Source organism: Phenylobacterium sp. T106 (assembly GCF_057219735.1).
In genome coordinates, this window is record NZ_JBXVWA010000008.1 from 210,596 (window position 1) to 233,459 (window position 22,864).

25 protein-coding genes are annotated in these 22,864 nt (G+C 70.5%); 11 read left to right on the forward strand and 14 right to left on the reverse strand.

Features of this window, described 5'->3' with window-relative positions; genetic code table 11:
• Positions 1 to 62 precede the first annotated feature (62 nt).
• The gene (locus tag AC2D8W_RS18055; protein WP_484672679.1) at positions 63 to 1,193 is read left to right on the forward strand and encodes an Acg family FMN-binding oxidoreductase; all 1,131 of its coding nucleotides are present in this window, start codon (positions 63 to 65) and stop codon (positions 1,191 to 1,193) included.
• Complete coding sequence (locus AC2D8W_RS18060) at positions 1,190 to 1,639, forward strand: MarR family winged helix-turn-helix transcriptional regulator (protein ID WP_484672680.1); 450 nt, start codon at positions 1,190 to 1,192, stop codon at positions 1,637 to 1,639. Before AC2D8W_RS18055 ends, AC2D8W_RS18060 begins: the two co-directional genes overlap by 4 nt.
• Positions 1,640 to 1,749: 110 nt before the next feature.
• Here AC2D8W_RS18060 and AC2D8W_RS18065 read toward each other — a convergent pair whose 3' ends face one another.
• Positions 1,750 to 2,667, reverse strand: coding sequence for a bifunctional helix-turn-helix transcriptional regulator/GNAT family N-acetyltransferase (locus AC2D8W_RS18065; protein WP_484672681.1), 918 nt, complete (start codon positions 2,665 to 2,667; stop codon positions 1,750 to 1,752).
• A gap of 90 nt (positions 2,668 to 2,757) precedes the next feature.
• On the opposite strand from AC2D8W_RS18065, the gene AC2D8W_RS18070 reads away from it, so the two are divergent.
• Together AC2D8W_RS18070 and AC2D8W_RS18075 are read left to right on the forward strand one after the other, a co-directional pair.
• Positions 2,758 to 3,132 carry a hypothetical protein gene (locus tag AC2D8W_RS18070; RefSeq protein ID WP_484672682.1) on the forward strand — a complete coding sequence of 125 codons (375 nt, stop codon included), beginning with the start codon at positions 2,758 to 2,760 and terminating at the stop codon, positions 3,130 to 3,132.
• A gap of 59 nt (positions 3,133 to 3,191) precedes the next feature.
• A complete protein-coding gene (locus AC2D8W_RS18075; protein ID WP_484672683.1) occupies positions 3,192 to 3,602 on the forward strand; it encodes an EVE domain-containing protein in 411 nt (136 codons plus the stop codon).
• Between the two features lie 16 nt (positions 3,603 to 3,618).
• On the opposite strand, the gene AC2D8W_RS18080 is transcribed toward AC2D8W_RS18075, so the two are convergent.
• Together AC2D8W_RS18080 and AC2D8W_RS18085 are read right to left on the reverse strand one after the other, a co-directional pair.
• Entirely contained in the window at positions 3,619 to 4,395 is a 777-nt protein-coding gene (locus AC2D8W_RS18080) for a PEPxxWA-CTERM sorting domain-containing protein (protein WP_484672684.1), read from the reverse strand.
• Positions 4,396 to 4,536: 141 nt separating this feature from the next.
• A complete protein-coding gene (locus tag AC2D8W_RS18085) occupies positions 4,537 to 4,926 on the reverse strand; it encodes a PaaI family thioesterase (RefSeq protein ID WP_293479680.1) in 390 nt (129 codons plus the stop codon).
• A gap of 180 nt (positions 4,927 to 5,106) precedes the next feature.
• On the opposite strand from AC2D8W_RS18085, the gene AC2D8W_RS18090 reads away from it, so the two are divergent.
• Positions 5,107 to 6,138: an aspartate-semialdehyde dehydrogenase gene (locus AC2D8W_RS18090; protein WP_484672685.1), complete on the forward strand. Its 1,032-nt coding sequence runs from the start codon at positions 5,107 to 5,109 to the stop codon at positions 6,136 to 6,138.
• Positions 6,139 to 6,209: 71 nt separating this feature from the next.
• Positions 6,210 to 7,130 (forward strand): EamA family transporter RarD, encoded by a 921-nt coding sequence (gene rarD, locus AC2D8W_RS18095; protein WP_484672686.1) that lies wholly within the window; start codon positions 6,210 to 6,212, stop codon positions 7,128 to 7,130.
• 306 nt (positions 7,131 to 7,436) lie between these two features.
• Here rarD and AC2D8W_RS18100 read toward each other — a convergent pair whose 3' ends face one another.
• The 4 genes from AC2D8W_RS18100 to ahcY all read right to left on the reverse strand — a co-directional run bounded on the left by AC2D8W_RS18100 (position 7,437) and on the right by ahcY (position 11,711).
• Positions 7,437 to 8,561, reverse strand: a complete 1,125-nt coding sequence (locus tag AC2D8W_RS18100; protein WP_484672687.1) for a serine hydrolase domain-containing protein — start codon at positions 8,559 to 8,561, stop codon at positions 7,437 to 7,439.
• Between the two features lie 54 nt (positions 8,562 to 8,615).
• Complete coding sequence (locus AC2D8W_RS18105; RefSeq protein ID WP_484672688.1) at positions 8,616 to 9,461, reverse strand: PfkB family carbohydrate kinase; 846 nt, start codon at positions 9,459 to 9,461, stop codon at positions 8,616 to 8,618.
• 97 nt (positions 9,462 to 9,558) lie between these two features.
• Positions 9,559 to 10,224, reverse strand: coding sequence for a PEPxxWA-CTERM sorting domain-containing protein (locus AC2D8W_RS18110; RefSeq protein ID WP_484672689.1), 666 nt, complete (start codon positions 10,222 to 10,224; stop codon positions 9,559 to 9,561).
• 95 nt (positions 10,225 to 10,319) lie between these two features.
• Positions 10,320 to 11,711, reverse strand: coding sequence for an adenosylhomocysteinase (gene ahcY / locus AC2D8W_RS18115; RefSeq protein ID WP_484672690.1), 1,392 nt, complete (start codon positions 11,709 to 11,711; stop codon positions 10,320 to 10,322).
• 170 nt (positions 11,712 to 11,881) lie between these two features.
• On the opposite strand from ahcY, the gene AC2D8W_RS18120 reads away from it, so the two are divergent.
• Positions 11,882 to 12,811: an ABC transporter ATP-binding protein gene (locus tag AC2D8W_RS18120; RefSeq protein WP_484672691.1), complete on the forward strand. Its 930-nt coding sequence runs from the start codon at positions 11,882 to 11,884 to the stop codon at positions 12,809 to 12,811.
• On the forward strand, positions 12,808 to 13,569 hold the full coding sequence (locus AC2D8W_RS18125) for an ABC transporter permease (RefSeq protein WP_484672692.1): 762 nt from the start codon (positions 12,808 to 12,810) through the stop codon (positions 13,567 to 13,569). The genes AC2D8W_RS18120 and AC2D8W_RS18125 overlap by 4 nt, the downstream gene beginning before the upstream one ends.
• A gap of 104 nt (positions 13,570 to 13,673) precedes the next feature.
• Here AC2D8W_RS18125 and AC2D8W_RS18130 read toward each other — a convergent pair whose 3' ends face one another.
• The 5 genes from AC2D8W_RS18130 to AC2D8W_RS18150 form a co-directional block, all read right to left on the reverse strand.
• Positions 13,674 to 14,753 carry a hypothetical protein gene (locus AC2D8W_RS18130; protein WP_293479671.1) on the reverse strand — a complete coding sequence of 360 codons (1,080 nt, stop codon included), beginning with the start codon at positions 14,751 to 14,753 and terminating at the stop codon, positions 13,674 to 13,676.
• A gap of 116 nt (positions 14,754 to 14,869) precedes the next feature.
• On the reverse strand, positions 14,870 to 15,922 hold the full coding sequence (gene holA, locus AC2D8W_RS18135) for a DNA polymerase III subunit delta (RefSeq protein ID WP_293479669.1): 1,053 nt from the start codon (positions 15,920 to 15,922) through the stop codon (positions 14,870 to 14,872).
• A gap of 11 nt (positions 15,923 to 15,933) precedes the next feature.
• On the reverse strand, positions 15,934 to 16,443 hold the full coding sequence (gene lptE / locus AC2D8W_RS18140; RefSeq protein WP_484672693.1) for an LPS assembly lipoprotein LptE: 510 nt from the start codon (positions 16,441 to 16,443) through the stop codon (positions 15,934 to 15,936).
• Positions 16,440 to 19,001, reverse strand: coding sequence for a leucine--tRNA ligase (gene leuS / locus AC2D8W_RS18145; RefSeq protein ID WP_484672694.1), 2,562 nt, complete (start codon positions 18,999 to 19,001; stop codon positions 16,440 to 16,442). Before leuS ends, lptE begins: the two co-directional genes overlap by 4 nt.
• Positions 19,002 to 19,087: 86 nt before the next feature.
• Positions 19,088 to 19,558, reverse strand: a complete 471-nt coding sequence (locus AC2D8W_RS18150) for a DUF3576 domain-containing protein (RefSeq protein WP_484672695.1) — start codon at positions 19,556 to 19,558, stop codon at positions 19,088 to 19,090.
• Positions 19,559 to 19,827: 269 nt separating this feature from the next.
• Here AC2D8W_RS18150 and AC2D8W_RS18155 point away from each other — a divergent pair, with 269 nt between their 5' ends.
• Entirely contained in the window at positions 19,828 to 20,217 is a 390-nt protein-coding gene (locus AC2D8W_RS18155) for an NtrZ family periplasmic regulatory protein (protein ID WP_484672696.1), read from the forward strand.
• Here the strand turns inward: AC2D8W_RS18155 and AC2D8W_RS18160 are convergent.
• A complete protein-coding gene (locus tag AC2D8W_RS18160) occupies positions 20,214 to 20,747 on the reverse strand; it encodes a thiamine phosphate synthase (RefSeq protein ID WP_484672697.1) in 534 nt (177 codons plus the stop codon). The two genes, AC2D8W_RS18155 and AC2D8W_RS18160, sit on opposite strands and share 4 nt — an antisense overlap.
• A 67-nt stretch (positions 20,748 to 20,814) precedes the next feature.
• On the opposite strand from AC2D8W_RS18160, the gene AC2D8W_RS18165 reads away from it, so the two are divergent.
• A complete protein-coding gene (locus AC2D8W_RS18165; protein WP_484672698.1) occupies positions 20,815 to 21,474 on the forward strand; it encodes a YggS family pyridoxal phosphate-dependent enzyme in 660 nt (219 codons plus the stop codon).
• A 1-nt stretch (position 21,475) separates the two neighbouring features.
• Here AC2D8W_RS18165 and AC2D8W_RS18170 read toward each other — a convergent pair whose 3' ends face one another.
• Complete coding sequence (locus AC2D8W_RS18170) at positions 21,476 to 21,979, reverse strand: L,D-transpeptidase family protein (RefSeq protein WP_484672699.1); 504 nt, start codon at positions 21,977 to 21,979, stop codon at positions 21,476 to 21,478.
• Positions 21,980 to 22,044: 65 nt separating this feature from the next.
• Here AC2D8W_RS18170 and AC2D8W_RS18175 point away from each other — a divergent pair, with 65 nt between their 5' ends.
• Positions 22,045 to 22,728, forward strand: coding sequence for a response regulator transcription factor (locus AC2D8W_RS18175; RefSeq protein WP_293479656.1), 684 nt, complete (start codon positions 22,045 to 22,047; stop codon positions 22,726 to 22,728).
• The last annotated feature ends 136 nt before the right edge of the window (positions 22,729 to 22,864 follow it).

Sequence of the window (22,864 nt, forward strand, 5' to 3'; positions counted from 1 at the left end):
GACAGGGCCTGAAAATGGTTTAGATCTTAGCTAGATGGTTTAGGTCTAAACGGAGTGCGCCGATGCCCACCCGCCGCCATGTCCTAGAAGTCCTGGCCGCCGCCGCGCCCCTGGCGGCGTGCGGCGCGCCGGCGGGGCCCGATCCGGCCGCGGCCTGGCGCAATCCGGGCGCGGGGGAGACGGATCCCCGGCGGTGGGCGCTGGCCCACGCGATCCTCGCCCCGAACCCGCACAACCGGCAGCCCTGGCTGGTGGACCTGCCGGGCCGCGACGAGATCGTGCTGCACGTGGACCGCACGCGCCTGCTGCCGGCGACCGACCCGCCGAACCGGCAGATCGTCCTGGGCTGCGGCGCGTTCCTGGAGGTGCTCGCGATCGCGGCGGCGCAGCGCGGCCTGCGGGCCGACGTCACGCCCTGGCCCGAGGGCGAGCCCCAGCCGGTGCTCGACGACCGCCCGGTGGCGCATGTCCGGCTGGCGGCCGAACCGTCGGTGCGGCCCGACCCGCTGTTCGCGCAGATCCTCCGCCGACACACCAACCGCCAGCCGTTCGACCTGAAGCGCCCGCCGGCCGAGGCCGAGCTCGCGGCGATCACGGCCGCCGCGCCCGCGCCGCTGACGGCCGGATCGGTGACCGACGCCGCGCGGCGGGCGCGCCTAGTCGCCCTGGGCGGCGAGGGGTTCCGCATCGAGGGCTCCACCACCGCCACGCACATGGAGTCGGTGCGGCTGATGCGCATCGGCCGTGAGGAGATCGCCCGCCACCGCGACGGGATCGCGCTGGAGGGGCCGATGATCGACGGCCTCGCGGCGCTCGGGCTCATGTCCCACGAGACGCTGGCGGACCCGAAGTCGTTCGCCTCGCGCAGCGGCGAGGACATGTGGCTGAAGATGCTGGCCGCCACCCCGGCCTTCGTCTGGCTCCGGGGGCCCGACAACAGCCGCGCCACCCAGCTCGCCGCCGGCCGGGCCTACGCGCGCATGCAGCTGACCGCCACGACGAAGGGGCTGTCGCTGCACCCCTGGAGCATGACGCTGCAGGAGTTCCCCGAGATGGCCGGCCCCTACCGCGAGACCCAGGCCTTGCTGGGCGCGTCGCCCACCGCGCCGCTGCAGATGCTGGTGCGCGCCGGCCGCGCGAAACCGGCCGGGCCGGCGCCCCGCCGCGGCCTCGCCGAGCACATCCGCGCATGAAGCCGCCCGCCGACCCGACGGCCTTCGTCTTCTTCAACGAGATCGGCATCATCGAGCACCTGGCCCGCACGGCCGCCGAGCGGGTGATGCCGCCCGGCCTCTCGATGGCCGGCTTCACCGTCCTGAACCACATGATCCGGATGGGCCACGCGCGCCGCGCGCCGTCGCGGATCGCCGGCGCCCTGCAGGTGACCAAGGCGGCGGTGACGGGCACGCTGAAGCGGCTCGAAGCCGAGGGCTGGGTCGTGGTCGAACCCGACCCCGCGGACGGCCGGGCCAAGGCGGTCAGCGTGACGCCCGCCGGCCGGGCGGCGCGCGACGCGGCGGTCGCGAGCCTCGAGCCCCTGTTCCAGGATCTGTTCTCCGAGGTCGACGAGGCTGAGCTGGCGGCCATCCTGCCCACGCTCCAGAAGGTGCGCCGGCTCCTGGACGAGGCCCGGGACTGAGGAAGCTTTGGCGCGAGGCGCTTCCCAAGCTCGCCGCGGCGGAGATGGAGAAGAGAGGCTCTTTAGCGCGCCGTTCGCCCATCGACGGCGTCCTCGGGACGTTCAGGCCGTCAGAGCTTCAGCCGCCAGGTCTCGCTGACCTCGGGCTTGCCGAAGTCGTCGTGCGTCCAGGTCTCGGTGATCTCGAAGCCCACCGCGGCGTAGATGGCGCGCGCGGCCGTCAGCACCTGGTGCGTCCAGAGCACGATCTCGCGGTAGCCCGCCGCGCGGGCGAAGGCGACGCACTCGTCCACCAGCCGCCGGCCCAGCCGCTCGCCCCGCGCCGCCGGCTCCAGCAGCAGCAGGCGCAGGCGCGCGGTCGTCTCGTCCTCCTTCACCAGAAACACGCAGCCCAGCCGCTCGCCGGCGCGGTCGGCGATCCAGCAGCGCTCGCGCGCCGGATCCAGGTGCTCGAGGAAGTCGGCGCAGATCCGCGCGGTCACCGCCTCGATGCCGGCGCCCCACCCGTACTCGCGGCCGTAGAGCACCGCGTGGCGCTCGGTCACCCAGCCCATGTCGCCGATCCGGTGGGGGCGCAGGACGATCGGCGGCCGGACGGGATCGCTGTCCAGCAGCGCCTCGGCGCGGCCCAGCGCCTGGGCCAGCTCGGCCTTCTGCGGCCCAGTCAGGCGGCCCACTAGCGCCTCCACCAGGGCGGCCGAGCGCCGGTCGAGCGTCGCGAAGGTGTCCCGGCCCGCGGGGGTCAGCCGCAGGGTCACGCTGCGCCCGTCGTGCGGCGACCGCGACCGCGCCAGCAGTCCGTCCCGCTCCAGCCGGCGCAGGATCCGTGACAGGTAGCCGGCGTCCAGCCCCAGGCTGGCCGCGATCGCGCCCGGGGTCGTCCCGTCGGCGTGGGCGACCTCCCACAGGACCCGGTTCTCCGCCAGCGTGTAGGGCGAGCCCAGGTAGCCGCGGTCCAGCACGCCGATGGCGCGCGTGTAGAAGCGGTTGAAGCGGCGCACGGCGGCCACGGTGTCGATCCCGGTCATGCCCGAACCTCTCGCCGTTTAATTGACGGAGTCAAGTATCTGGACGCCCGGTAGGCGTCCGTTAAGCCGGCGCGTTTAGCATCTAGCGGCATGGACGAAGACATCCTCGCCGAGCCGAAGAAGCCCGGCCGCCGGGCCGGCGACGCCGACGTCCTGGCGCTGGCCGAGGGCCTGCTCGCCGGCATGGGCCGGACCTTCGACCGCGCGCAGATCGAGGTCCTGAAGGACGTGGCCGCCAGCTATCCCGACGTGGGCCGCGACGGCGCGGGCGAGGTGGTGCAGAGCCTCGACGAGCTGCTGGCCGAGTTCCTCGCCGACGAGGTCTACGATCGCCAGGCCATCGCCGTGCACATCCGCGCCTGGCGCTTCGTCGTGAGCGGCAAGCCGGACAGGAAGGAGCGCCTGCGGATCATGGCCGGCCTCGCCGACGTCCGTCAGCACTACGCCGCGGCCCGCACCGCCTAGCCCGCGACGCGCCGCCCATGGCATGGTCCCGCCCTCTGGGATCGCGGAGGCGCGTGGCGATGACGGCTTACTTCCTGGTCAAGTCCGAACCCGAGACCTACGGCTACGACGACCTCGAGCGCGACGGCGCGACGGTCTGGGACGGCGTGCGCAACTTCACCGCCCGCGGCCACCTCAACGAGATGCAGGTCGGCGACCAGGTGCTCTTCTACCACTCGGGCGAGGGCAAGGCGGTCGTGGCGATCGCGGCCGTCTCGAAGGCGGCCTTCCCCGACGCCAGCGACGAGACCGGCCGCTTCGTGGCCGTGGAGCTGAAGCCGGTCCGCCGCCTGAAGTCGCCGGTGAGCCTCGCCGACATGAAGGCGAACCCGGCCCTCGCCGATCTGAAGATGATCCGCCAGGGCCGGCTCTCGGTGTCGCCGGTCACGGCCGGGGAATGGGCGGCGATCCTGAAGATGGCCGGCGAATAGCCCGCCTGCCGCAGGCTCAGACGACCGCAGTCCGGCCGGCCCGGCGGCGAAGGGCGCAGCCCGCCGCTCCGAAGCCCAGGATCAGCACGAGCCACGTCGCGGGCTCGGGCACGGCCGCCGACACCGTGAGGCTGTCGATCCGCAGGTCGAGGTTCGCCGTCCGCTCCGGTCCCAGGACGAAGGCGAAGGGGCTGCCCGTGGTGTCCTGGATCGCCAGCGAAAGGCTGCCGAACGCCGCGTCCCCGCGGGCGTTGCCGGGGCCCCGGATCCACGACGCCGGCTCGGCGTAGTCGTACGACGAGAAGACCGGGGACCTCAGGTTCATGGTGACGCTCAGGTTGCCGGTCACGTTGGTGAAGGCGCCGGTCATGGGCGGCCGCTGGCGCTGCTCGAGCGCCTGGACGTAGAAGCTGTCGATGGCTCCGAAGCCCTTCGACGCGTTGCTGTGCAGATTGCCGAACGCATGGCTGAAGCCGTTCATCGTGAAGATCGCGGTGACCGGGCTTTGCGGGCCGTCGCCGTAGCGATCCTGCCCCGTCGGGAAGAGGTCGAGTCCGCCCAGGCTCTCGTCGATGTGGACCTCGAGCGTGAAGGGAAGCGCCTCGACGAAGCCGAGCGTGGAGCCGGTGGGTCCCACCACCAGCTGCCGGACGCCGAAGGGGGAGGGGGCGCTCAGATGCCCGTTGTCGGTACCGTTCGCGACCCCGGTGAGCCGGACGATCGTGACACGGGCCGCGGCCGGCTGCGCCGCGCAGGCCAGCGCCGCAACGATCAGGACAGCAATCAGACGCACTCGAACCCCCCGGCGGACGCTGCGCCAGCGCACCTGCTGGCCGCTCCAGGATAGCGCCTGGCCGGCTCGCCGGCCTTCTCCCAGCGTCTCAAAACGCGGCCGCGACTTTCGCCTGCGTCTCATCCGCCCCCCGGCGGGCGGCTACTCGGGCAGGATCGTCATCTGTGTCTGGGTGACCAGGCAGAGCAGCTTGCCCTCGGCGTCCGTGATCCGCGTCTGCCAGACCGACGAGCGGCGGCCGACGTGGAGCGGCGTCGTCTCGCCCTCCACCACGCTGCCGACCGGCGCGCCCCGCAGGAAGTTGGTCTTGCTCTCCAGCGTCGTGGTGCGCGCGCCGGCGGGCAGGTTGAGCACCCCGCCGATCGCGCCCAGGGCGTCGGCCATCGCCATGAAGGCGCCGCCGTGCAGGATGCCGCCGGCGGTGCAGAGATCCTCGCGCACCACCAGGCGGCCGCGCACCCGCGCCGGCGTGCGCTCGATCACCTCCAGGCCCATGAGGTCGGAGAACGGCATGCCGGTGGTCTCAGCCAAGTCTTCGCTCCTTTCGCGTCGGGGTTCCGTAAGGCCTCCGCGCCACAGTTGCTACGGTCGCGGTCGAACCGTCGCGCGAGGGGCGCCGATCAGGGGATCTGAGGCGCGCTTGAGGATCGCTCGCCTTGCCTCGCGGGCGCGAGGCGCGTAGGGGATCGCTCCCCAGTCAGGAGAGTTGTCATGGGCTACCGGGTCGCGGTGGTCGGCGCCACGGGCAACGTGGGCCGCGAGATGCTGAACATCCTGGAGGAAGTGAACTTCCCCATCGACAAGGTGCATGCGATCGCCAGCCGCAAGTCGATCGGCGTCGAGGTCAGCTTCGGCGACAAGATCATCAAGTGCGAGGACATCGAGCAGTTCGACTTCTCGAAGGTCGACGTCGTCCTGATGAGCGTCTCGGGCAGCTTCTCCAAGGAGTGGTCGCCGAAGATCGGCGCCGCCGGCCCCATCGTGATCGACAACTCCTCCGCCTGGCGCATGGACCCGGACGTGCCGCTGATCGTGCCCGAGGTGAACCCGGACGACGTCACCTGGGCCGACCGCAAGAACATTATCGCCAACCCGAACTGCTCGACCGCCCAGCTGGTCGTGGCGCTGAAGCCGCTGCACGACCGGGCCAAGATCAGGCGCGTGGTGGTGGCCACCTACCAGTCGGTGTCCGGCGCCGGCAAGGAAGGCATGGACGAGCTCTGGGACCAGACCAAGGGCATCTTCGTCCTGGGCCCCAGCGAGCCCAAGAAGTTCCCGAAGCAGATCGCCTTCAACGTGATCCCGTTCATCGGCGCGTTCCTCCCCGACGGCTACACCGACGAGGAAGCCAAGATGTGGAACGAGACCCACAAGATGATCGATCCGGAGATCAAGCTCACCGTCACCTGCGTGCGCGTGCCGGTGATGGTCGGCCACTCCGAGGCGGTGAACATCGAGTTCCACGAACCGCTCGACGAGGACGAGGCCCGCGAGATCCTGCGCGAGGCGCCGGGGCTGATCGTGATCGATAAGCGCGAGCCCACCGGCTACATCACGCCCAAGGAAGCCCAGGGCGAGTTCCCGGTCTATGTCAGCCGGATCCGCAAGGACCCCACCGTCGAGCATGGCCTGTCGATGTGGGTCGTAGCCGACAACCTGCGCAAGGGCGCGGCCCTCAACGCCGTGCAGATCGCCCAGCTCCTGCACGAGCGCGGCCTGATCAAGCAGAAGGCGCTCGCCTAGGATGAGCCCTCCGTGAGCGCCCGGCGAAGCTCGCCCCCGGCCATGAAGAGGTCAGGGTCGAAAGCATATAGGTGTTGACCACCGGAGGCGGTCGCGCGCTCACGGCCGGGATCGCCTGCTACCTCATCTGGGGCTTCGTGCCCCTCGTCTTCCAGGCCATGGCGTCGTTCGGCGCCTCGTCGTGGGAGATCATGGCGCACCGGGTCGTCTGGGGTGTGCCGACCGCGCTCGTCCTGGCGCTGGCGGCGCGCCAGTGGCGGCAGATCGTACAGGTCCTCCGAACGCCCCGGACGCTGGCCTGGCTCAGCCTCTCGACCGCGCTGATCGCCACCAACTGGGCGATCTACATCTGGGCGGTGAACTCGGGCCGGGTGCTGGAGGGCAGCTTCGGCTACTACATCACGCCGCTGGTCAACATGGCGTCCGGCGCGCTGATCTTCCGCGAGCGGATCGACCGCTTCGGCTGGAGCGCCATCGGGCTGGCCACCGTCGGCGTCCTCTTCCAGGGCTTCGCGCTGGGCCACCTGCCCATTATCGCCCTCGCCCTCGCCTTCTCGTTCGGCGGCTACGGCGTGGTCCGCAAGCAGGTCCAGGCCGACGCGCAGACCGGCCTCTTCGTCGAGTGCCTGATCCTGCTGCTTCCCTCGCTCGTCTTCCTGGCGTGGCTGCAGAGCCGGGGCGCCGGGCACTTCACGGTCTCGCCGGCCGCGACGGCGTGGCTCGTGGCCGCGGGGCCGATCACCGCGGTGCCCCTGGCCCTGTTCTCCTGGTGCGCGCGAAGGCTGCCGCTCTCGACCATGGCCTTCCTGCAGTTCATCGGACCGACCATCGGCTTCGCCATCGGTGTCGCCCAGGGCGAGCCCTTCACGGCGCTGCACGCCGCGTCGTTCGCCTTCATCTGGACGGGCGCGGCCGTGTTCATCCTTGGCGCCTGGCGCCGCGCGCGCCAGTTGCGGGCCGCGCTGGCCGAGACCGCGCCGCCAACTCCCTGAACGCCGCGGCTGGCGCGCATGCGCAAACGCATAGCGAACCTGCGAAATCGCTGATCTATGCAGCGTTCAGATGGTGCTATCTAAACATTGTCCAGACGGACAGCCCCGCTCCCCCGGGGTTCCAAACCAAACTCAAGGTGTGTGTCATGACCTTCAAGATCTTCGACCGGATCGCTCCGATGTACCTCCTGGCCCTCGGCCTCGTCGCCGCCTTCGGGACCGCCGGCCTGGGTGCGTGACCTCCGTCCGCCCCGGCGGATTGAAGCGACGGATCAGGGCCCTTCGGGGCCCTTTTTCGTGGGCGGCCTACAGCGCATCGTAGGCGAGTTCGATGAGCCGCTTCGGCCGTGCGTCGCCCATGAGGGCGACACCCTGCTTGTTCATCACATAGGCGCCGCCCAGCTTGCGCGAAGGATCGGCGAAGGCGCAGGCGCCGCCCCATCCGGAGTGGCCGAACGCGCCGGGCGACGGGCCCCACGGAAAGCAGGGTTCATTGCGCATGAAGCCCGCAGCCCAGCTCATCTCGTAGGGGAGCACCAGGTCCTGGCCCCGGATGCGCTCGCGGCTGGCCTCGGCGATCAGGGCGGGCGACAGGACCTCGCCGCCGTCCAGCCAGCCGTCGTTGGCCAGCGCGCCCATCAGCCGCGCGAGCGCCTCCGCCGTTGCGTAGCCGTTGGTGGAGGGCACCTCCATGCGCCGGTAGTCAGCCCCGGCCTTGCCGGCGGCGGACGACCAGGGCGCGAGGAAGGCGGCCCGGGTGGCCGCATTGATCTCGCCGAAGTCGGGCATCGCGCTGGGCCGCTGCAGCTCCGCGACGCGCCCCTCGGCCTCGGCCGGCAGGCCGATCCAGAGGTCGAGCCCGAACGGTTCGCCCAGATCCTCGCGGAACGCCGCGCCGATGGACCGCCCGTCCACCCGGCGGAAGATCTCGCCCACGAGATAGCCCACCGTCACCGGGTGGTAACCGCTCGCCGTTCCGGGGGGCCACATGGGCGCCATGGCCGCCAGCCGGCCGCAGATCGCGTCCCAGTCGGCCCAGAGCGCGGGGTCCATCGGCTCCGGAAAGCCGGGCAGGCCCGCCTGGTGCGAGATCATCTGCTCGACGGTGACCGCCGCCTTCCCGGCCTGGCCGAACTCGGGCCAGACGCTGGCGACCGTCTGGCCGTAGTCGAGGCGGCCCACGTCCACCAGGCGCGCGATCATGAGGGCGGCCACGGCCTTGGTGGTCGAGAACACCGGCGCCAGCGTGTCCTCGGCCCAGCGGCGCTCCCGCCGGCGGTCGGCGAACCCGCCCATGAGGTCGAGCACCACCTCGCCCGCCTCGACCAGCGTGAAGCGCGCGCCGAGCTCCTCGCCCGCCGCGAAGCTGGCCGCGAAGGCGTCCTTGACCGCCGCGAAGCGGGCGGGGGCGAAGCCATGGATGTCCGTCATGCGCCGACTCGTACGCCCCTCGCCGCGCGGCGCAAGGACCCCCGTCGGCGGGGGTCAGAGGTTCTCGACGCGCACCTGGGCGGCGGGGTTCACGATGCGCTCGGCCAGGGCGACGATCGGCAGTTCGGTGGACTTCCAGGCCTCGGCCGCAGCGACCGTCTCGGCCGCCGCCCGCGCTGCACGTTCCGCGGCGTCGCGGGGATCGCGGCCTTCCACCAGCCCCGCGCCGAAGCTCGCGGTGACCAGGTCGCCCGTCCCGTTGGGCGCCATGGCGATGCGGCGATGGGCGAACAGCACCGCCTCTTCCTTGTCGACGTAGAGCAGGCCGATCTCGCCCTCGCCGGCGGGGACGGAGGTGACGAGCGCCGGCTTGCCCAGGCTCCGCGCCGCGTCGCGCGCCGCCGCGGCGGTGTCGATCTGGCGATCGGCCAGGAACGCCAGCTCCCAGAGGTTGGGGGTCAGCCAGTCGGCCAGCGGGACCAACCGGTCCTCCACCGCCTGGGCGACCTCGTACGTCACGTAGAGGCCCTTGGGCGCGTCGCCCAGTATCGGGTCCACCAGCACCAGCGGCCGCGCGCCCCAGGCGTCGTTCCGATCCGCGTTGCGAACGCGTCCGATCACCCCCGCGGCGATCTCCACCTGCTCGGGGCTGGAGAAGTGACCGGTGATGATCAGGTCGACCATGCCGAACAGCGCGTCGGCCTCGATGTCGCCCAGCATGCGCTGGAACACGTCGGGCGAGGTGACCTCGCCACGCCCGCCGCGGGCCGGCGTCCGGCCGAACATCACCGTCGGCGCGAGCACGGGATCGATCTTGTGCGCCGCCAGCACATACTGCTGCGCCGCCCCACCAATCCGCGAGGCGGCGACGAACGACGACAGGATCAGCGCGAGCGGCACAGCTTGTGCCCGTAGCTCAGATGCTGCGGGCCGGTCCAGCGCAATTCTACCAGAAATGGTGAGCGGCTCAGAAACTCTAACCCTGGTGGCGCCTATGTCAGGCGACAGCCTTCGCGCGACGGCGCAGGCTGGCGCCAGCCAGGCCGAAGCCGCCGATCATGAGGGCCCAAGCCGCCGGCTCAGGAACCACGCCTCCGGCTCCGTAGTAGACGTTGTCGAACGAGAAGCCGTCGTTGACGTTGGCGGAGCTCGAGAAGGTGATGGTGTTGAAGGCCGTGTCAGAAACGATGCCGAAGAAAAAGACGGTGGCGCCCGTCTGGAGAGGCGGCGCGACCACCTCGGCGCCAATCGTGAGCTGCGTCCGCAAGTCGTCATCCTGAAGCGCCGCGAATGTGGCGCCGAACGACGTGACGGCGTTCGCGAAGGTCAGCGTGAACCCTCCCGACCCGTTGGCCGATACGAAGGCATTCACGTTGGCCGTGCCGTCGATCTCGAACTCCCCGAACGCGGCAGGGGGTTGATCGATGAAGTTCCGACCAAGCTGGTTCCCAAAACCCGCCAGTGTCAGATCGCCGACGGTGAGCGGGCTCGTGCGGAAATTGGGTTCCCCGACGACGCTGTTGAAGGTCTCGAGGGAGAGTGGGACGCTCGCCGCCGAGAAGGCGCCGAAGTCCGTATAGGTGGTCACGGCCGCCTGGGCCGTCCCTGCAGCCAACGCGCCGATGGCGGCGCCAACGATCGCGGCCAAGGTCGTCCGATTCATTCCGCACCCCCATCCGAAGCGATGACAGCGTTCGGCGATCAAGGGTGTGGGTCAATGGCGCACGCCTCCTGGGCGTGCGCCACGCAACCCTAGAGCTAGTACCGGTAGTGCTCGGGCTTGAACGGACCCTGCGGCGCCACGCCGATGTAGTCGGCCTGATCCTTCGACAGGGTCGTCAGCTTCGCGCCCAGCTTCTCGAGGTGGAGCATGGCCACCTTCTCGTCGAGGTGCTTGGGCAGGGTGTAGACCTTGGTCTCGTACTTGGCGCCGTTCTGCCAGAGCTCGATCTGGGCGAGCGTCTGGTTGGTGAAGGACGCCGACATCACGAACGACGGGTGGCCCGTGGCGTTACCCAGGTTCACGAGGCGGCCTTCCGACAGCACGATGATCTTCTTGCCGTCCGGGAACTCGACGTGGTGGACCTGATCCTTGATCTTGTCCCACTTGTAGTTGCGCAGGCCCGCGATCTGGATCTCGGAATCGAAGTGGCCGATGTTGCAGACGATGGCGTTGTTCTTCATCCGCCGCATGTGGTCGACGGTGAGCACGTCCTTGTTGCCGGTGGCGGTGACGAAGATGTCGGCCTTGTCGGCGACGTCTTCCATCGTCTGGACCTCATAGCCCTCCATCGCCGCCTGCAGGGCGCAGATCGGGTCGATCTCGGTGACCACCACGCGCGCGCCGCCGTTGCGCAGCGAGGCGGCCGACCCCTTGCCCACGTCGCCGTAGCCGAGGACGACCGCGACCTTGCCGGCCAGCATCACGTCGGTGCCGCGGCGGATCGCGTCCACCAGGCTCTCGCGGCAGCCGTAGAGGTTGTCGAACTTCGACTTGGTGACGCTGTCGTTGACGTTGATGGCCGTGAACGGCAGCTCGCCGCGCTCGTGCATCTGGTACAGGCGATGGACGCCCGTGGTGGTCTCTTCCGACACGCCCTTACAGGCGTCGCGGATCGCCGTGTAGAAGCCCGGCTTCTCCTTCAGGTAGCGCTTCATCACCGTGTAGAGCGCCTCTTCCTCCTCGTTCGTCGGGTTGTTGAGGAGGGTCGGGTCCTTCTCGGCCTTCGGGCCCAGGACGCACAGCAGCGTCGCGTCGCCGCCGTCGTCCAGGATCAGGTTCGGGTAGCCGCCGTCGTGCCACTCGAAGATCTTGTGCGCGTACTCCCAGTACTCGACCAGCGTCTCGCCCTTGATCGCGAAGACCGGGGTGCCCTTGGCCGCAATGGCGGCGGCGGCGTGATCCTGGGTCGAGAAGATGTTGCAGGACGCCCAGCGGACCTCGGCGCCGAGCGCCTGGAGGGTCTCGATCAGAACCGCCGTCTGGATGGTCATGTGCAGCGAGCCGGCGATCCGCGCGCCCTTCAGGGGCTGCGCCTTGCCGAACTCGGCGCGCACGGCCATCAGGCCGGGCATCTCGGTTTCGGCGATCTCGATCTCCTTGCGGCCCCAGTCGGCAAGCGAGAGATCCTTCACGACGTAGTCGGTCATCTTCAATCCTGGTGCGGGAATGCGTTGGCGGCTCCTATAGCCGCGGCCGCCCAGTCTCGCAACAAAGATATAAAGAAACCTTTATGCGATGTTCGGCCCGCTGCGGGCGAAGGTCGGTCTGGCCGCATCGCCCGTCGCGTCCTATCTGGGGACGTTCCGAAGGAGAGGCCGTGGCCACGCCCATCATCACCATCGAGGGTCTCTCGAAGACGTACGCCGGGGGCTTCCAGGCGCTGAAGGGCGTGGACCTGGAGATCCGCAGCGGCGAGATCTTCGCGCTCCTGGGCCCCAACGGAGCCGGCAAGACCACCCTGATCGGCATCGTCTGCGGGCTGGTGCGGCCCACCGCCGGCCGGGTGACCGCTGACGGCCACGACATCGTCCGCGACTTCCGCGCGGCCCGCGCCCGCATCGGCCTCGTCCCGCAGGAGCTGTCGACCGACGCCTTCGAGACCGTCTGGGATACGGTGAAGTTCAGCCGCGGCCTCTTCGGCAAGGGGCCGAACCCGGCGCACCTCGAGAAGGTGCTGCGGGACCTCAGCCTTTGGGACAAGCGCAACGACAAGATCATGGCGCTCTCGGGCGGCATGAAGCGCCGCGTGATGATCGCCAAGGCGCTCAGCCACGAGCCCTCGATCCTGTTCCTCGACGAGCCGACGGCCGGCGTGGACGTCGAGCTGCGCCGGGACATGTGGGACATGGTGCGCCGCCTTCGCGAGAGCGGCGTCACCATCATCCTGACCACCCACTACATCGAGGAGGCCGAGGAGATGGCCGACCGCATCGGCGTGATCTCCCACGGCGAGCTCATCCTGGTGGAGGAGAAGGCCCAGCTGATGCGCAAGCTGGGCAAGAAGCAGCTCACGCTGCATCTGCAGGAGCCGTTGACCCAGGCGCCGGCGATCGACGGTTTCGCACTCGAGCTCGCGGGCGAGGGGACCGAGCTCGTCTACGCCTTCGACGCACAGGCCGAGTCCACCGGCATCGCCGAGCTCCTCAGGCGGCTGTCCGAGCGCGGCATCGACTTCAAGGACCTGCGCACCGAGGAATCCAGCCTCGAGGACATCTTCGTCAGCCTGGTGCGGGGAGCGCGCGCATGAACCTCCACGCCGTCCGGGCCATCTACCTCTTCGAGATGCACCGCTGGCTGCGCACGCTGGTGCAGAGCATCGCGGCGCCGGTGATCACCACCTCGCTCTATTTCATCGTCTTCGGCGCGGCGATCGGCAGCCGGATGCCCACCATGGACGGCGTCAGCTACGGCGCCTTCATCGTGCCGGGCCTGATCATGCTGTCGATCCTCACCGAGAGCATCTCGAACGGCTCGTTCGGCATCTACATGCCGAAGTACGCCGGGACGATCTACGAGCTCCTGTCGGCGCCCGTGTCCGCCGCGGAGGTGGTGCTGGGCTACGTCGGGGCGGCGACGACGAAGTCGGTGGTGCTGGGCCTCGTGATCCTGGCCACCGCCCGGATCTTCGTGCCGTACGAAATCGAGCATCCGCTGCTGATGCTCTCGTTCCTGGTGCTGACGTCGGTCACCTTCAGCCTGTTCGGCTTCCTCACGGGGATCTGGGCGGACGGCTGGGAGAAGCTCTCGATCATCCCCATGCTGGTGGTGACGCCGCTCACCTTCCTGGGCGGCAGCTTCTACTCGATCGACATGCTTCCGGGGGTCTGGAAGACCATCGCGCTCTTCAACCCCGTGGTCTACCTGGTCAGCGGGTTCCGCTGGAGCTTCTATGGCGTCTCGGACGTGGGCGTCGGCGTCAGCCTCGCGGCCACCCTGGGCTTCCTGGGCCTGTGCCTCGCGGCCGTCACCTGGATCTTCCGCAGCGGGTGGCGGCTGAAGACCTAGTCTCCGCTTGATTGCCCGGCCGAGCCCCTCACCGCGCTGCCGTTGGGCCACCGCGCGAGACCCGGAGGGCCTCCGTCACGCCCCTGCCCCAGCGCCGCAACCCCTCAGCCTTCCTCGCCCTCTTCGCCCACCTGGGCGGCCTTCTGGTCCACGTTGGTGGGCGCGGTCCTGACGCCGGTGCGTTCCTCCTCCCGCGCGCCGGAGAGGATATTGGCGAGGCCGTAGTTGCCCTCGTGGCAGGCGTATTCGTAGACCAGCCCCGGGATCCGCTGGAACTCGTACTCGCCGCCCCACGGCTGGCTGAACACCGTGGGGTCCTCGACCCAGAAGCCGTAGTGCATGCGGTCGGCGCCCACGCGGGTGAAGCGCTCGGTGACCTTGAGGTTCTCGGACGCGCCGCGGAAGACCTGCTGCGGGTGGAAGCCGACCGTCTCGACCACCAGCGTGTCGCCGTCCCACCACCCGATCGAGTCGCCCATCCAGGGCCGGACGCCGTCGGTGCGGTGCTTGCCGCCGATGGGGATGATGCGGGTGTCGTGGACCATCTCCACCACGATGGCCACATGGTCCTTCGTCTGCACGAACTGGTAGGTGTTGTTGTAGAGCCCCGGCAGCATCACCGGCCCCGAGGAATTGCCGAACGACAGCAGGCAGCGCTCGCCCAGGGCCCGGCTCTCGGGGTTGTCGTTGATTGCAAGGCCCGGGGGCAGCCGCCGGCCGTAGAGGCCGCCCCTGAAATCCTTGCGGATCGGCACGCGGCCGTCGGCGGGCACGGTGACGAAGCCGTTCCGCCCCTGGCCGTTCACGCGCATGACCACATGGCCGGGGTCGGTCCAGGCGGCGTTGTAGTTGCAGTCCGTGCCGCGGCCGCCCGAACAGTCCGCCGGCAGGTCCAGCACCGTGGCGTTGGGGTCGGTGGGGCGGTCGCCCAGCGCGATCTGGGCGCGCTCGCGCGCCTCGATCCGTTCGACCTGTTCCTCGCTGAGCGCCAGCGTCGCGCCGTGCCGCGGGTTGCGCTCCAGGCGGGTGATCGCGGCGTTGGTCCAGACGCCGTCGAGGCTGGGGCGGCCGTCGGCGCCGCGCGGGGCCTTGTAGGTGGTCGCCGGCCGGGGAGCCTGGTCCTGGGCGTGCGCGGGAACGGCGAGGGCGAGCAGGGCGCCCGCAAGGCATAGGGCCCGCAGCATGAAGTGGCCTCCCAGGTCCGGATTCTCCGAAGGTCCGGTATGAAACCGTAGCGCGGCCCCGCGGCCCGTCAATCGGCCGCCATGTCCGGGGGGGAGGCCCGACCGGCGATCCGTCGCTACAGCCCCAGCCTGCGCGCCCGGCCGGCGACGGTGAGCGCCAGCCGCTCGGCGATCAGCCGGTCGGGCGAGCCCGCGGTCTTGCAGGCCCGGTCGGCCTCGAGCACCTGCGGCTGCAGCCGGTCGAGCTCGTCCAGCGACCACGAGCGGATCTGGCGCAGGAACTCCCGCTCCTGCTTCCAGAACACGCCGGAGGCCTTCGCCGCCTCCTGCGGTCCGGCCCCGGCCTTGATGAGGGTCAGCGTGCGGCGGAGCCTGCCCAGATGGATGCCGATGGCGCGGACGGCGGCGGGCCCGCTCTCGCCCTCCTGGGCGGCGCGGCGCAGGCCGGCCTGGGCGTCCGCCAGCCGGCCGCCGAAGGCATCGGCGGCCGCGTCGGCGAGGGAGGCCTCGGGCTCGACGCCCAGGAAGGTCTCGAGGTCGGCGGGCGTCGCCGTCGCGCCGCTGCCCGGGCCGAGGAACAGCGCCAGGCGCTCGATCTCCTGCCGCGCGACGCCGCGCTCCTTCGGCAGGCGCCCGACGAAGAGGTTCAGCGCCTCGGTGCTCAGCGCCACCTGGTCCCGCGCCAGGGTCTCGCGGACCAGCCGCGCCACGTCGCCGGGCTCGTCCTCGTAGCAGGGGATCGCCGCGGCCCCCGGGGCCTTCTCGGCGGCCTTCCGCAGGGCCGAGGCGCGGTCGAGATTTCCGGCCTCGATGAGGAAGAAGGCGTCGGGGTTCAGCTGCCCCGCGGCGTGCCGCTCCAGGGCCTCGGCCGCGGCCCGGTCGGCGGCAGGCTTCTCGGCGGTGAGCCGCAGCCGCACCAGGCGGCGGCCGCCCATCAGCGACTGGGCGGCGAGCTCGCCTTCCAGCCGGCCGCCGTCGTCGGCGAGGTCGGCCTCGGTGAGGATCGCCACGTCGAAGGGGTCGTCGGGGTTCGGGACCAGCTTGGCGGCCAGCGCATGGCCGCGGTCCCGGACGACGCCGATGTCGCGGCCGTAGATCAGCGCGGCGCGGATCTGCGGATCGGGCCGGCCGAGGAAGCGTTCGATGTCGGGGCGCTTGCTGAGGATCATCCCGCGCCCGCCTAGCGCCGCGCGACCTGGGCTCCGTTCGCCAGCCACACGGCGAGCTCCTGCTCGATGCGGCGGGCGGCCTCCTCGGCGGCGCGGTCCTGGGCGTCCTGCTGCGCCGAGATCGAGGCGTAGGGCTGGTCGGCCGAGTCGTAGGTCAGCTCGACGCGCACCGCCCCCTGCTTGGCCACCGCGCCGGTGGCGGTCGCCCGCAGCGCGTAGCTGGCGGTCAGGATGTATTCGTAGCGCGTGGCGACGTTGTCGATCCGCACGCCGCGCGGATAGCGCGCCTCGCCCAGCCGCAGGTCCATCGTGTAGGCGGGCGCCGCCGAATGGTCCTTGGCGAAGGCGTCGTCCAGGTGCTGCCGGATCAGGTAGCCGGTGCGGCCCGACGGCGCGTTGACCTGGATCGCCGCGAGGTTCTTCACCACCGCCGCCTCGCCGTAGAGCGGCTGGAATCCCGCGCAGCCGCCCAGGGCCAGCGCAGCGGCGACGATGGCGGCGAGGGCGAGGGTCCGGCTCATGCGGCCACGATATTCACGATCCGGTCCTTGACCACAATGATCTTGCGGACCGTGAGGCCTTCCAGCTTGGACGCGATCTCGGGATCGGCCAGCACGAGCTTCTCCACGTCGGCCGGCTCGGCGCCGGCGGGCGCGGAGATCTCGCCGCGGCGCTTGCCGTTGACCTGCACCGGCAGGACCTTCACCGCGTCCTCGGTCAGGGCGGGGTCGAAGTCGGGCCAGGGCGCCGCCACGACCATGCCCTCGCCGCCGATCCGGGCCCAGCATTCCTCGGCCAGGTGCGGCGTGAAGGGCGCGATCAGGCGCGCGAAGGCGCTCAGCGCCTCCTGCCGGGCCGCCAGCACCGCCGGCGCGGCGTCCCTGGCCGGGTTCGACTTCAGCAGGTTCAGGAACTCGTACAGGCGCGCGATGCCCGAGTTGAAGCGGAAGCCGTCGATCGACTCGGTGACCTGTCGGATCAGCTTGTGCGTGGCCCGCCGCAGCTCGGGGTCGGGCTCGGCGCCGGCGGGGGCGGGCACGTGGCTGTCGAACTCGTCCCAGACGCGGTTCACGAACCGCCAGGCCCCCTGGACGCCGCCCGTGGTCCACTGCACGTCGCGCTCGGCCGGGCTGTCGCTCAGCACGAACAGGCGCGCGGCGTCCACGCCGTAGACGTCGAAGATCTCCTCGGGCGCGACGGTGTTGCGCTTGGACTTCGACATCTTCTCGACGTCGCCGATCACCACCGGCTCCCCCGAGCCGACCAGCATCGCCCGGCGCGTCTTGCCCTCGGCGACGATCTCGATGTCCTTCGGCTCGACCCATTCGCCGTTCTGCCGCCGGTAGGTCTCGTGGGTGACCATCCCCTGCGTGAACAGGCCCGCGAACGGCTCGCGCACCGCCAGCTGGCCGTCGTCGGCCAGCGCCTTGGTGACGAAGCGCGCGTACAGCAGGTGCAGCACGGCATGCTCGATGCCGCCGATGTACTGGTCGACCGGCAGCCAGTAGTCCGCGTCCTCGCGGCTGATGGGCTCGTCCGCCCACGGGTTCGCGAAGCGGGCGAAGTACCAGGAGCTGTCCACGAAGGTGTCCAGGGTGTCGGTCTCGCGGGTGGCCGGACCGCCGCACACCGGGCAGGTGGTGTGCTTCCACGTGGGATGCCGCTCCAGCGCGTTGCCGGCCTTGCCGAACTCGATGTCGGCCGGGTGCGCGACCGGCAGCTGGTCCTTCGGCACCGGCACGACCCCGTCGGTCGGGCAGTGGACGACCGGGATCGGGCAGCCCCAGGCGCGCTGGCGCGAGACGCCCCAGTCGCGCAGGCGGAACACGGTCGCCCCTTCGCCGTCGCCCTGGGCCTCGATGCGCGCGATCGCCTCGGCCTTGGCGGCCTCGATGTCCAGGCCGTCCAGGAAGCGCGAGTTGTAGATCACGCCCGGCCCCGTGTAGGCCTCGTCGCCCACCTCGAACGCCGCGGCGTCCTCGCCGGGCGGCAGCACCACCGGCTTCACCGGCAGGCCGTACTTACGCACGAAGTCCAGGTCGCGCTGGTCGTGGGCGGGGCAGGCGAAGATCGCCCCCGTCCCGTAGTCCATCAGGATGAAGTTCGCGATCCAGACCGGCAGCTCCCAGTTCGGATCGAACGGGTGCTTCACCTTCAGGCCCGTGTCGTAGCCCCGCTTCTCGGCCGTCTCGATCTCGGCCTCGGTGGCCGCGCCCTTGCGGCATTCCTCGATGAAGGCGGCCGCCTTCGGGTCGTTCGCGGCGACCGCTTCGGCCAGCGGGTGGTCGGCCGCGACGCCCACGAAGCTGGCGCCGAACAGGGTGTCGGGCCGGGTGGTGTAGACCTCCAGGCTCTCCGCCGGCGCGTCGCCCGCGAAGTGGAACCGGAAGCGGAGCCCCTTGGAGCGCCCGATCCAGTTCTCCTGCATCACGCGGACCTTCTCGGGCCAGCGGTCCAGGGCCTTCAGGTCGTCGGTCAGCTGGTCGGCGTAGTCGGTGATCCGCATCGCCCACTGGTTCAGCTTGCGCTTCTCCACGACCGCGCCCGAGCGCCAGCCGCGGCCGTCGACCACCTGCTCGTTCGCCAGGACGGTCTGGTCGACCGGGTCCCAGTTGACGACGCTTTCCTTGCGATAGACGAGGCCGCGCTCGAACAGGTCCAGGAACCAGGCCTGCTGCTTGCCGTAGTAGCCGACGTCGCAGGTGGCGAACTCGCGGGACCAGTCGATCGACAGCCCCAGCTCCTTCAGCTCGGCGCGCATCCGGTCGATGTTGTCGTAGGTCCAGCCCTTGGGGTCGACCCCGCGTTCCATCGCGGCGTTCTCGGCGGGCAGGCCGAAGGCGTCCCAGCCCATCGGGTGCAGGACCGAGAAGCCGCGGGCGCGCTTGAAGCGGGCGATGACGTCGCCCATGGCGTAGTTGCGCACGTGACCCATGTGCAGCCGTCCCGACGGGTACGGGAACATCTCCAGCACGTAGTACTTGGGCTTGCCGGGGTCGCGGACGGCCTTGAACGCCTCGGCGCTCGCCCAGGCGTCACGCCACTTGGGTTCGGTTTCTTTCGGATTGTAGCGGGCCATGATCGGGGGCCTTTGACGGGGGTTGGCGTTCCGGTCAACGGCCCTGGCGGATCACGGCGCGTCGACGATCGACGTCCGGAGCTGGATCAGCCCCGGATGTTCGAAAGTCGAAGCTGGCGCGCGCGGGTCAGGATCGAGTTCTCGATGTCGGTCTCGGTCTGGCCGGCGGTGGGCTGGTCGACCCAGTTCCCCGAGGCGTCGCGCAGCTGCTTGAACACGGCGACGTTCAGGCCGTCGGCGCGCAGGCGCGAATCCAGGATGTAGACGGTGCACTTGAAGCGCTCGTCCGGCTTCTCGGGGTTCGTGTACCAGTCGGTGACGATCACGCCGCCGTAGGGATCGGCCGACTGCAGCGGCATGAAGGACAGGGTGTCCAGGGTGGCGCGCCACAGGTAGCCGTTCACCCCGATGGCCGCGGCGTTGTCGCCGGAGACCCGGGTCTTCGAACCGCCGCCCAGGGGGTTCGGGATGCCGCCGCATGCGCTCAGGCCCATAGCGCTCACTGCCGCGACCGCGACGATCACGCCTCGCATGCTCTTACCGCGCACAAACGGCATTCCATCGGTCTCCATAACTTCCGCAACGCAGTCAGCGCTACGGCGCCGCCCCTGCGCCGGACGCCTCTATAACAACGCCATCCGGCGCGCCAAACAGGAATCGCGTGGCGAACGCGCCACACAAGGCCGCCTTCTCGGGCCTGAGGGATCGCCGGAGGGCCGAGTCGCATTGACCTGTTTTCAATGCCGCCTTTAATCGGATCGCAATCGCGAAGCTGTGCACTAGCCGCCGCTCGCATTGGTGATCGTTGGGGTTATATTAGAAGACCATGGAATTCCGCCGCATGAGCTTCGCTCTCGCCGCGGCCGCGCTGGTCAGCGTGGCGGCGAGCGGCGCGTGGGCGGCGGACAAGGCTTCGAAGCCCGTCGATTTCACGGTCCGGTCCGAGCCCACGCGGCTGGATCCGAACGCGGGCCGCACCTTCAAGTACGACGCCAGCAAGGGCCGCTTCGGCATCACCGTTCGGCTGCAGCAGCCCGAAACCCGGCCCGTGTCGCCCAACGACGTCCAGGCCGGCGCCTACTTCCGCATCACGCCGTCGATCCAGGTCGGCGGCTCGGTGGCCCTGGGCGAGCAGGATCTCGCCCCGCGCGGCAGCCGACCGGTCCGCGAGGCCGACCAGCCGAAGGTCCGGCTGGAATCCACGCTGAAGTTCTAGCGTCCGAAACCTTCCACAGCCGCCAGTCCGATGAGGCCCGCGTCGATGAGACGGCGGGCCGTTCTGTCGTTGATCCCGCCCAGGGCGTAGGCCGGGCGGCCCGCCGCGCGCACGCGCAGCGCGAGGCGGACGGGGCCGAGCGCCGTCCCGGCGGACGCGCTGCGGGAGGGAAACGCCACCGAAAGCACGACGGCGGCCGCACGGCTCGCGCGGGCCGCGGTTAGGGAGTGGGCCGCGCTGGTGACGATCCACCCCGGATGCGCCCGCCGGATCGCCGCGGCGCGCCCCGCCAGGCGCTCGGGCAGGTGGACGCCGTGGGCGCCCACCCGCGCGGCCAGCGCGGGATCGGCGCCGATCAGGAGCTTGAGCCCGCGCCGCCGGGCCAGCGCGGCGAGCCGCCGGGCGCGGCGTTCGGCGTCCGGCGCCCCGAAGTGGCGGTAAACCAGGGCCGCGCCGCGAGGCAGGCGGCCGGCGAGCGCCTCCGGGTCCGGCGTGCGCGACGGGTCGGTGAACGCCAGCAGCGCGGGCAAGGCCTTCCGCAAGCGGCGGCGCGCCGGTAAGAGCCGGGCGGTCCGCTCCAGGGTCCAGAACGCCGAAATGTCCGCACCTCCCGCACCAGGCTACGCCGACGTGGTGGCCCGGATCGCCCGCGCGGCGCAAGCCGCCGGGCGCGACCCGGGCGACGTGACGCTCGTCGCGGTCTCCAAGCAACAGCCCTGGGACGCGATCCAGCCGGTGCTCGACGCCGGCCAGCGGGTGTTCGGCGAGAACCGGGTGCAGGAGGCCATGGCGCGCTGGGAAGGACGGGCCGACGGCCTGACCCTGCACCTGATCGGCCCGCTGCAGACCAACAAGGCGAAGGAGGCCGTGGGCTTCTTCGACGTGATCGAGAGCGTGGATCGCGAGAAGCTGGCCCGCGTGCTGGCCGAGGAGACGCAGCGCCAGGGCCGCGCGCCCCGGCTCTACATCCAGGTGAACACGGGGGAAGAGCCGCAGAAGGCGGGGATCGCGCCGGGCGAGGCCGACGGCTTCATCGCCGCCTGCCGGGGCGCCTATGGCCTGAAGGTCGAGGGGCTCATGTGCATTCCCCCGGCGGACGAGCCGCCCGGACCGCATTTCGCGCTTCTGCGAAAGGTCGCCGAGCGCAACGGGCTGGCGAAGCTGTCCATGGGGATGAGCGGCGACTTCGAGACGGCGATCCGCTTCGGCGCGACCAGCGTCCGGGTCGGCTCGGCCGTGTTCGGCGCCCGGGGCTAGGCTAAGCGCGGATCTCCACGGCGTCTCCCGGCCGGGCCAGGGCGAGCAGGGCCTCGAGGTCCTCGCGCGCGACCGCCACGCAGCCGTGGGTGGGCGCGTAGTCCGGCTTGGCGAGGTGCAGGAAGATCGCCGATCCCAGGCCCGCGACGGGGGGATCGTCGTTGTGCCCCAGGACCACGACGATGTCGTAGAGGTGGTCGTCGCGCCAGAGCCGCTCGGCGCTGGCCGGATAGGGCAGGGTGACGTGGCGGTTGTACTGCGCGTCGGCGGGATCGTCGCACCAGCCGTCGTCCTCGGTCAGGGCGTGGACGCGGAACTCGGTGGCCGGCGGCGGTCCCCGGTCGGGCCGGTAGAAGACCTCGCGGATGGGCCAGACGCCGGCCGGCGACGCCAGGTCGCCCTCGCGCTTCTCCGCCGCGGGCCTCACGCCGGCCGGGCCCAGGGCCGCCCGGACGCGCCGGTCCCCGATGTCGAGCCAGCCGTCGGCGGTGGCGGTGAAGATCACGGGAACTCCGGTGTTCTGCGGGAAACCCTTTGCGGCGAGCCTGCCAGATGGTGTTTGTTGCCGCCATGGCTCAAAAGAAGACACTCCTCATCGTCGACGACGACCAGGACCTTCGCGGGGCGATCTCCGAGCAGCTTCAGGCCGAGAGCTTCGACACCGTGGAGGCCGCCACCGCCGGCGAGGGGGTGCGGATGGCCCGCGAGCAGAAGCCCGACCTGATCCTGATGGACGTCGACCTGCCCGACTTTGACGGACGCGAGGCGTGCCGGCGGATCAAGCAGGACGGCGTCACGGCCCCGGTGATCATGCTGACCGCCGCCTCCGCCGAGAACGACGAGGTGCAGGGGCTCGATTCCGGCGCGAACGACTACATCACCAAGCCCTACAAGTTCGCCGTCCTGCTGGCGCGTATCCGCGCCCAGCTTCGCGAGCACGAGCATTCCGAGGGCGCGGTCTTCCGGCTGGGGAGCTACGAGTTCCGGCCGGCGGCCAAGGTGCTGGTCGACGAGAAGGGCAAGAAGATCCGGCTCACGGAGAAAGAGACCAACATCCTCAAGTACCTCTACCGCGCCGGCGAGAAGGCCGTGTCGCGCGAGGAGCTGCTGGCCGAGGTCTGGGGCTACAACGCCGGGGTCACCACGCACACGCTGGAGACCCACGTCTACCGCCTGCGCCAGAAGATCGAGCCCGATCCCGCGAACGCCCGCCTGCTGCTCACCGAGCAGGGCGGCTACAAGCTCGCGCCGTAGAGCGCGTCCTGGACTAGGACCAATCCACATTCAGGATTCCCAGATCTGAAGGGTGCTGAATCAATCCGTCTCCGGGTTTCTGATTCGGAGCGGGTTGATGGGCGTGAAGCGCTACGAGCTGAGCAGGGCGCAGTGG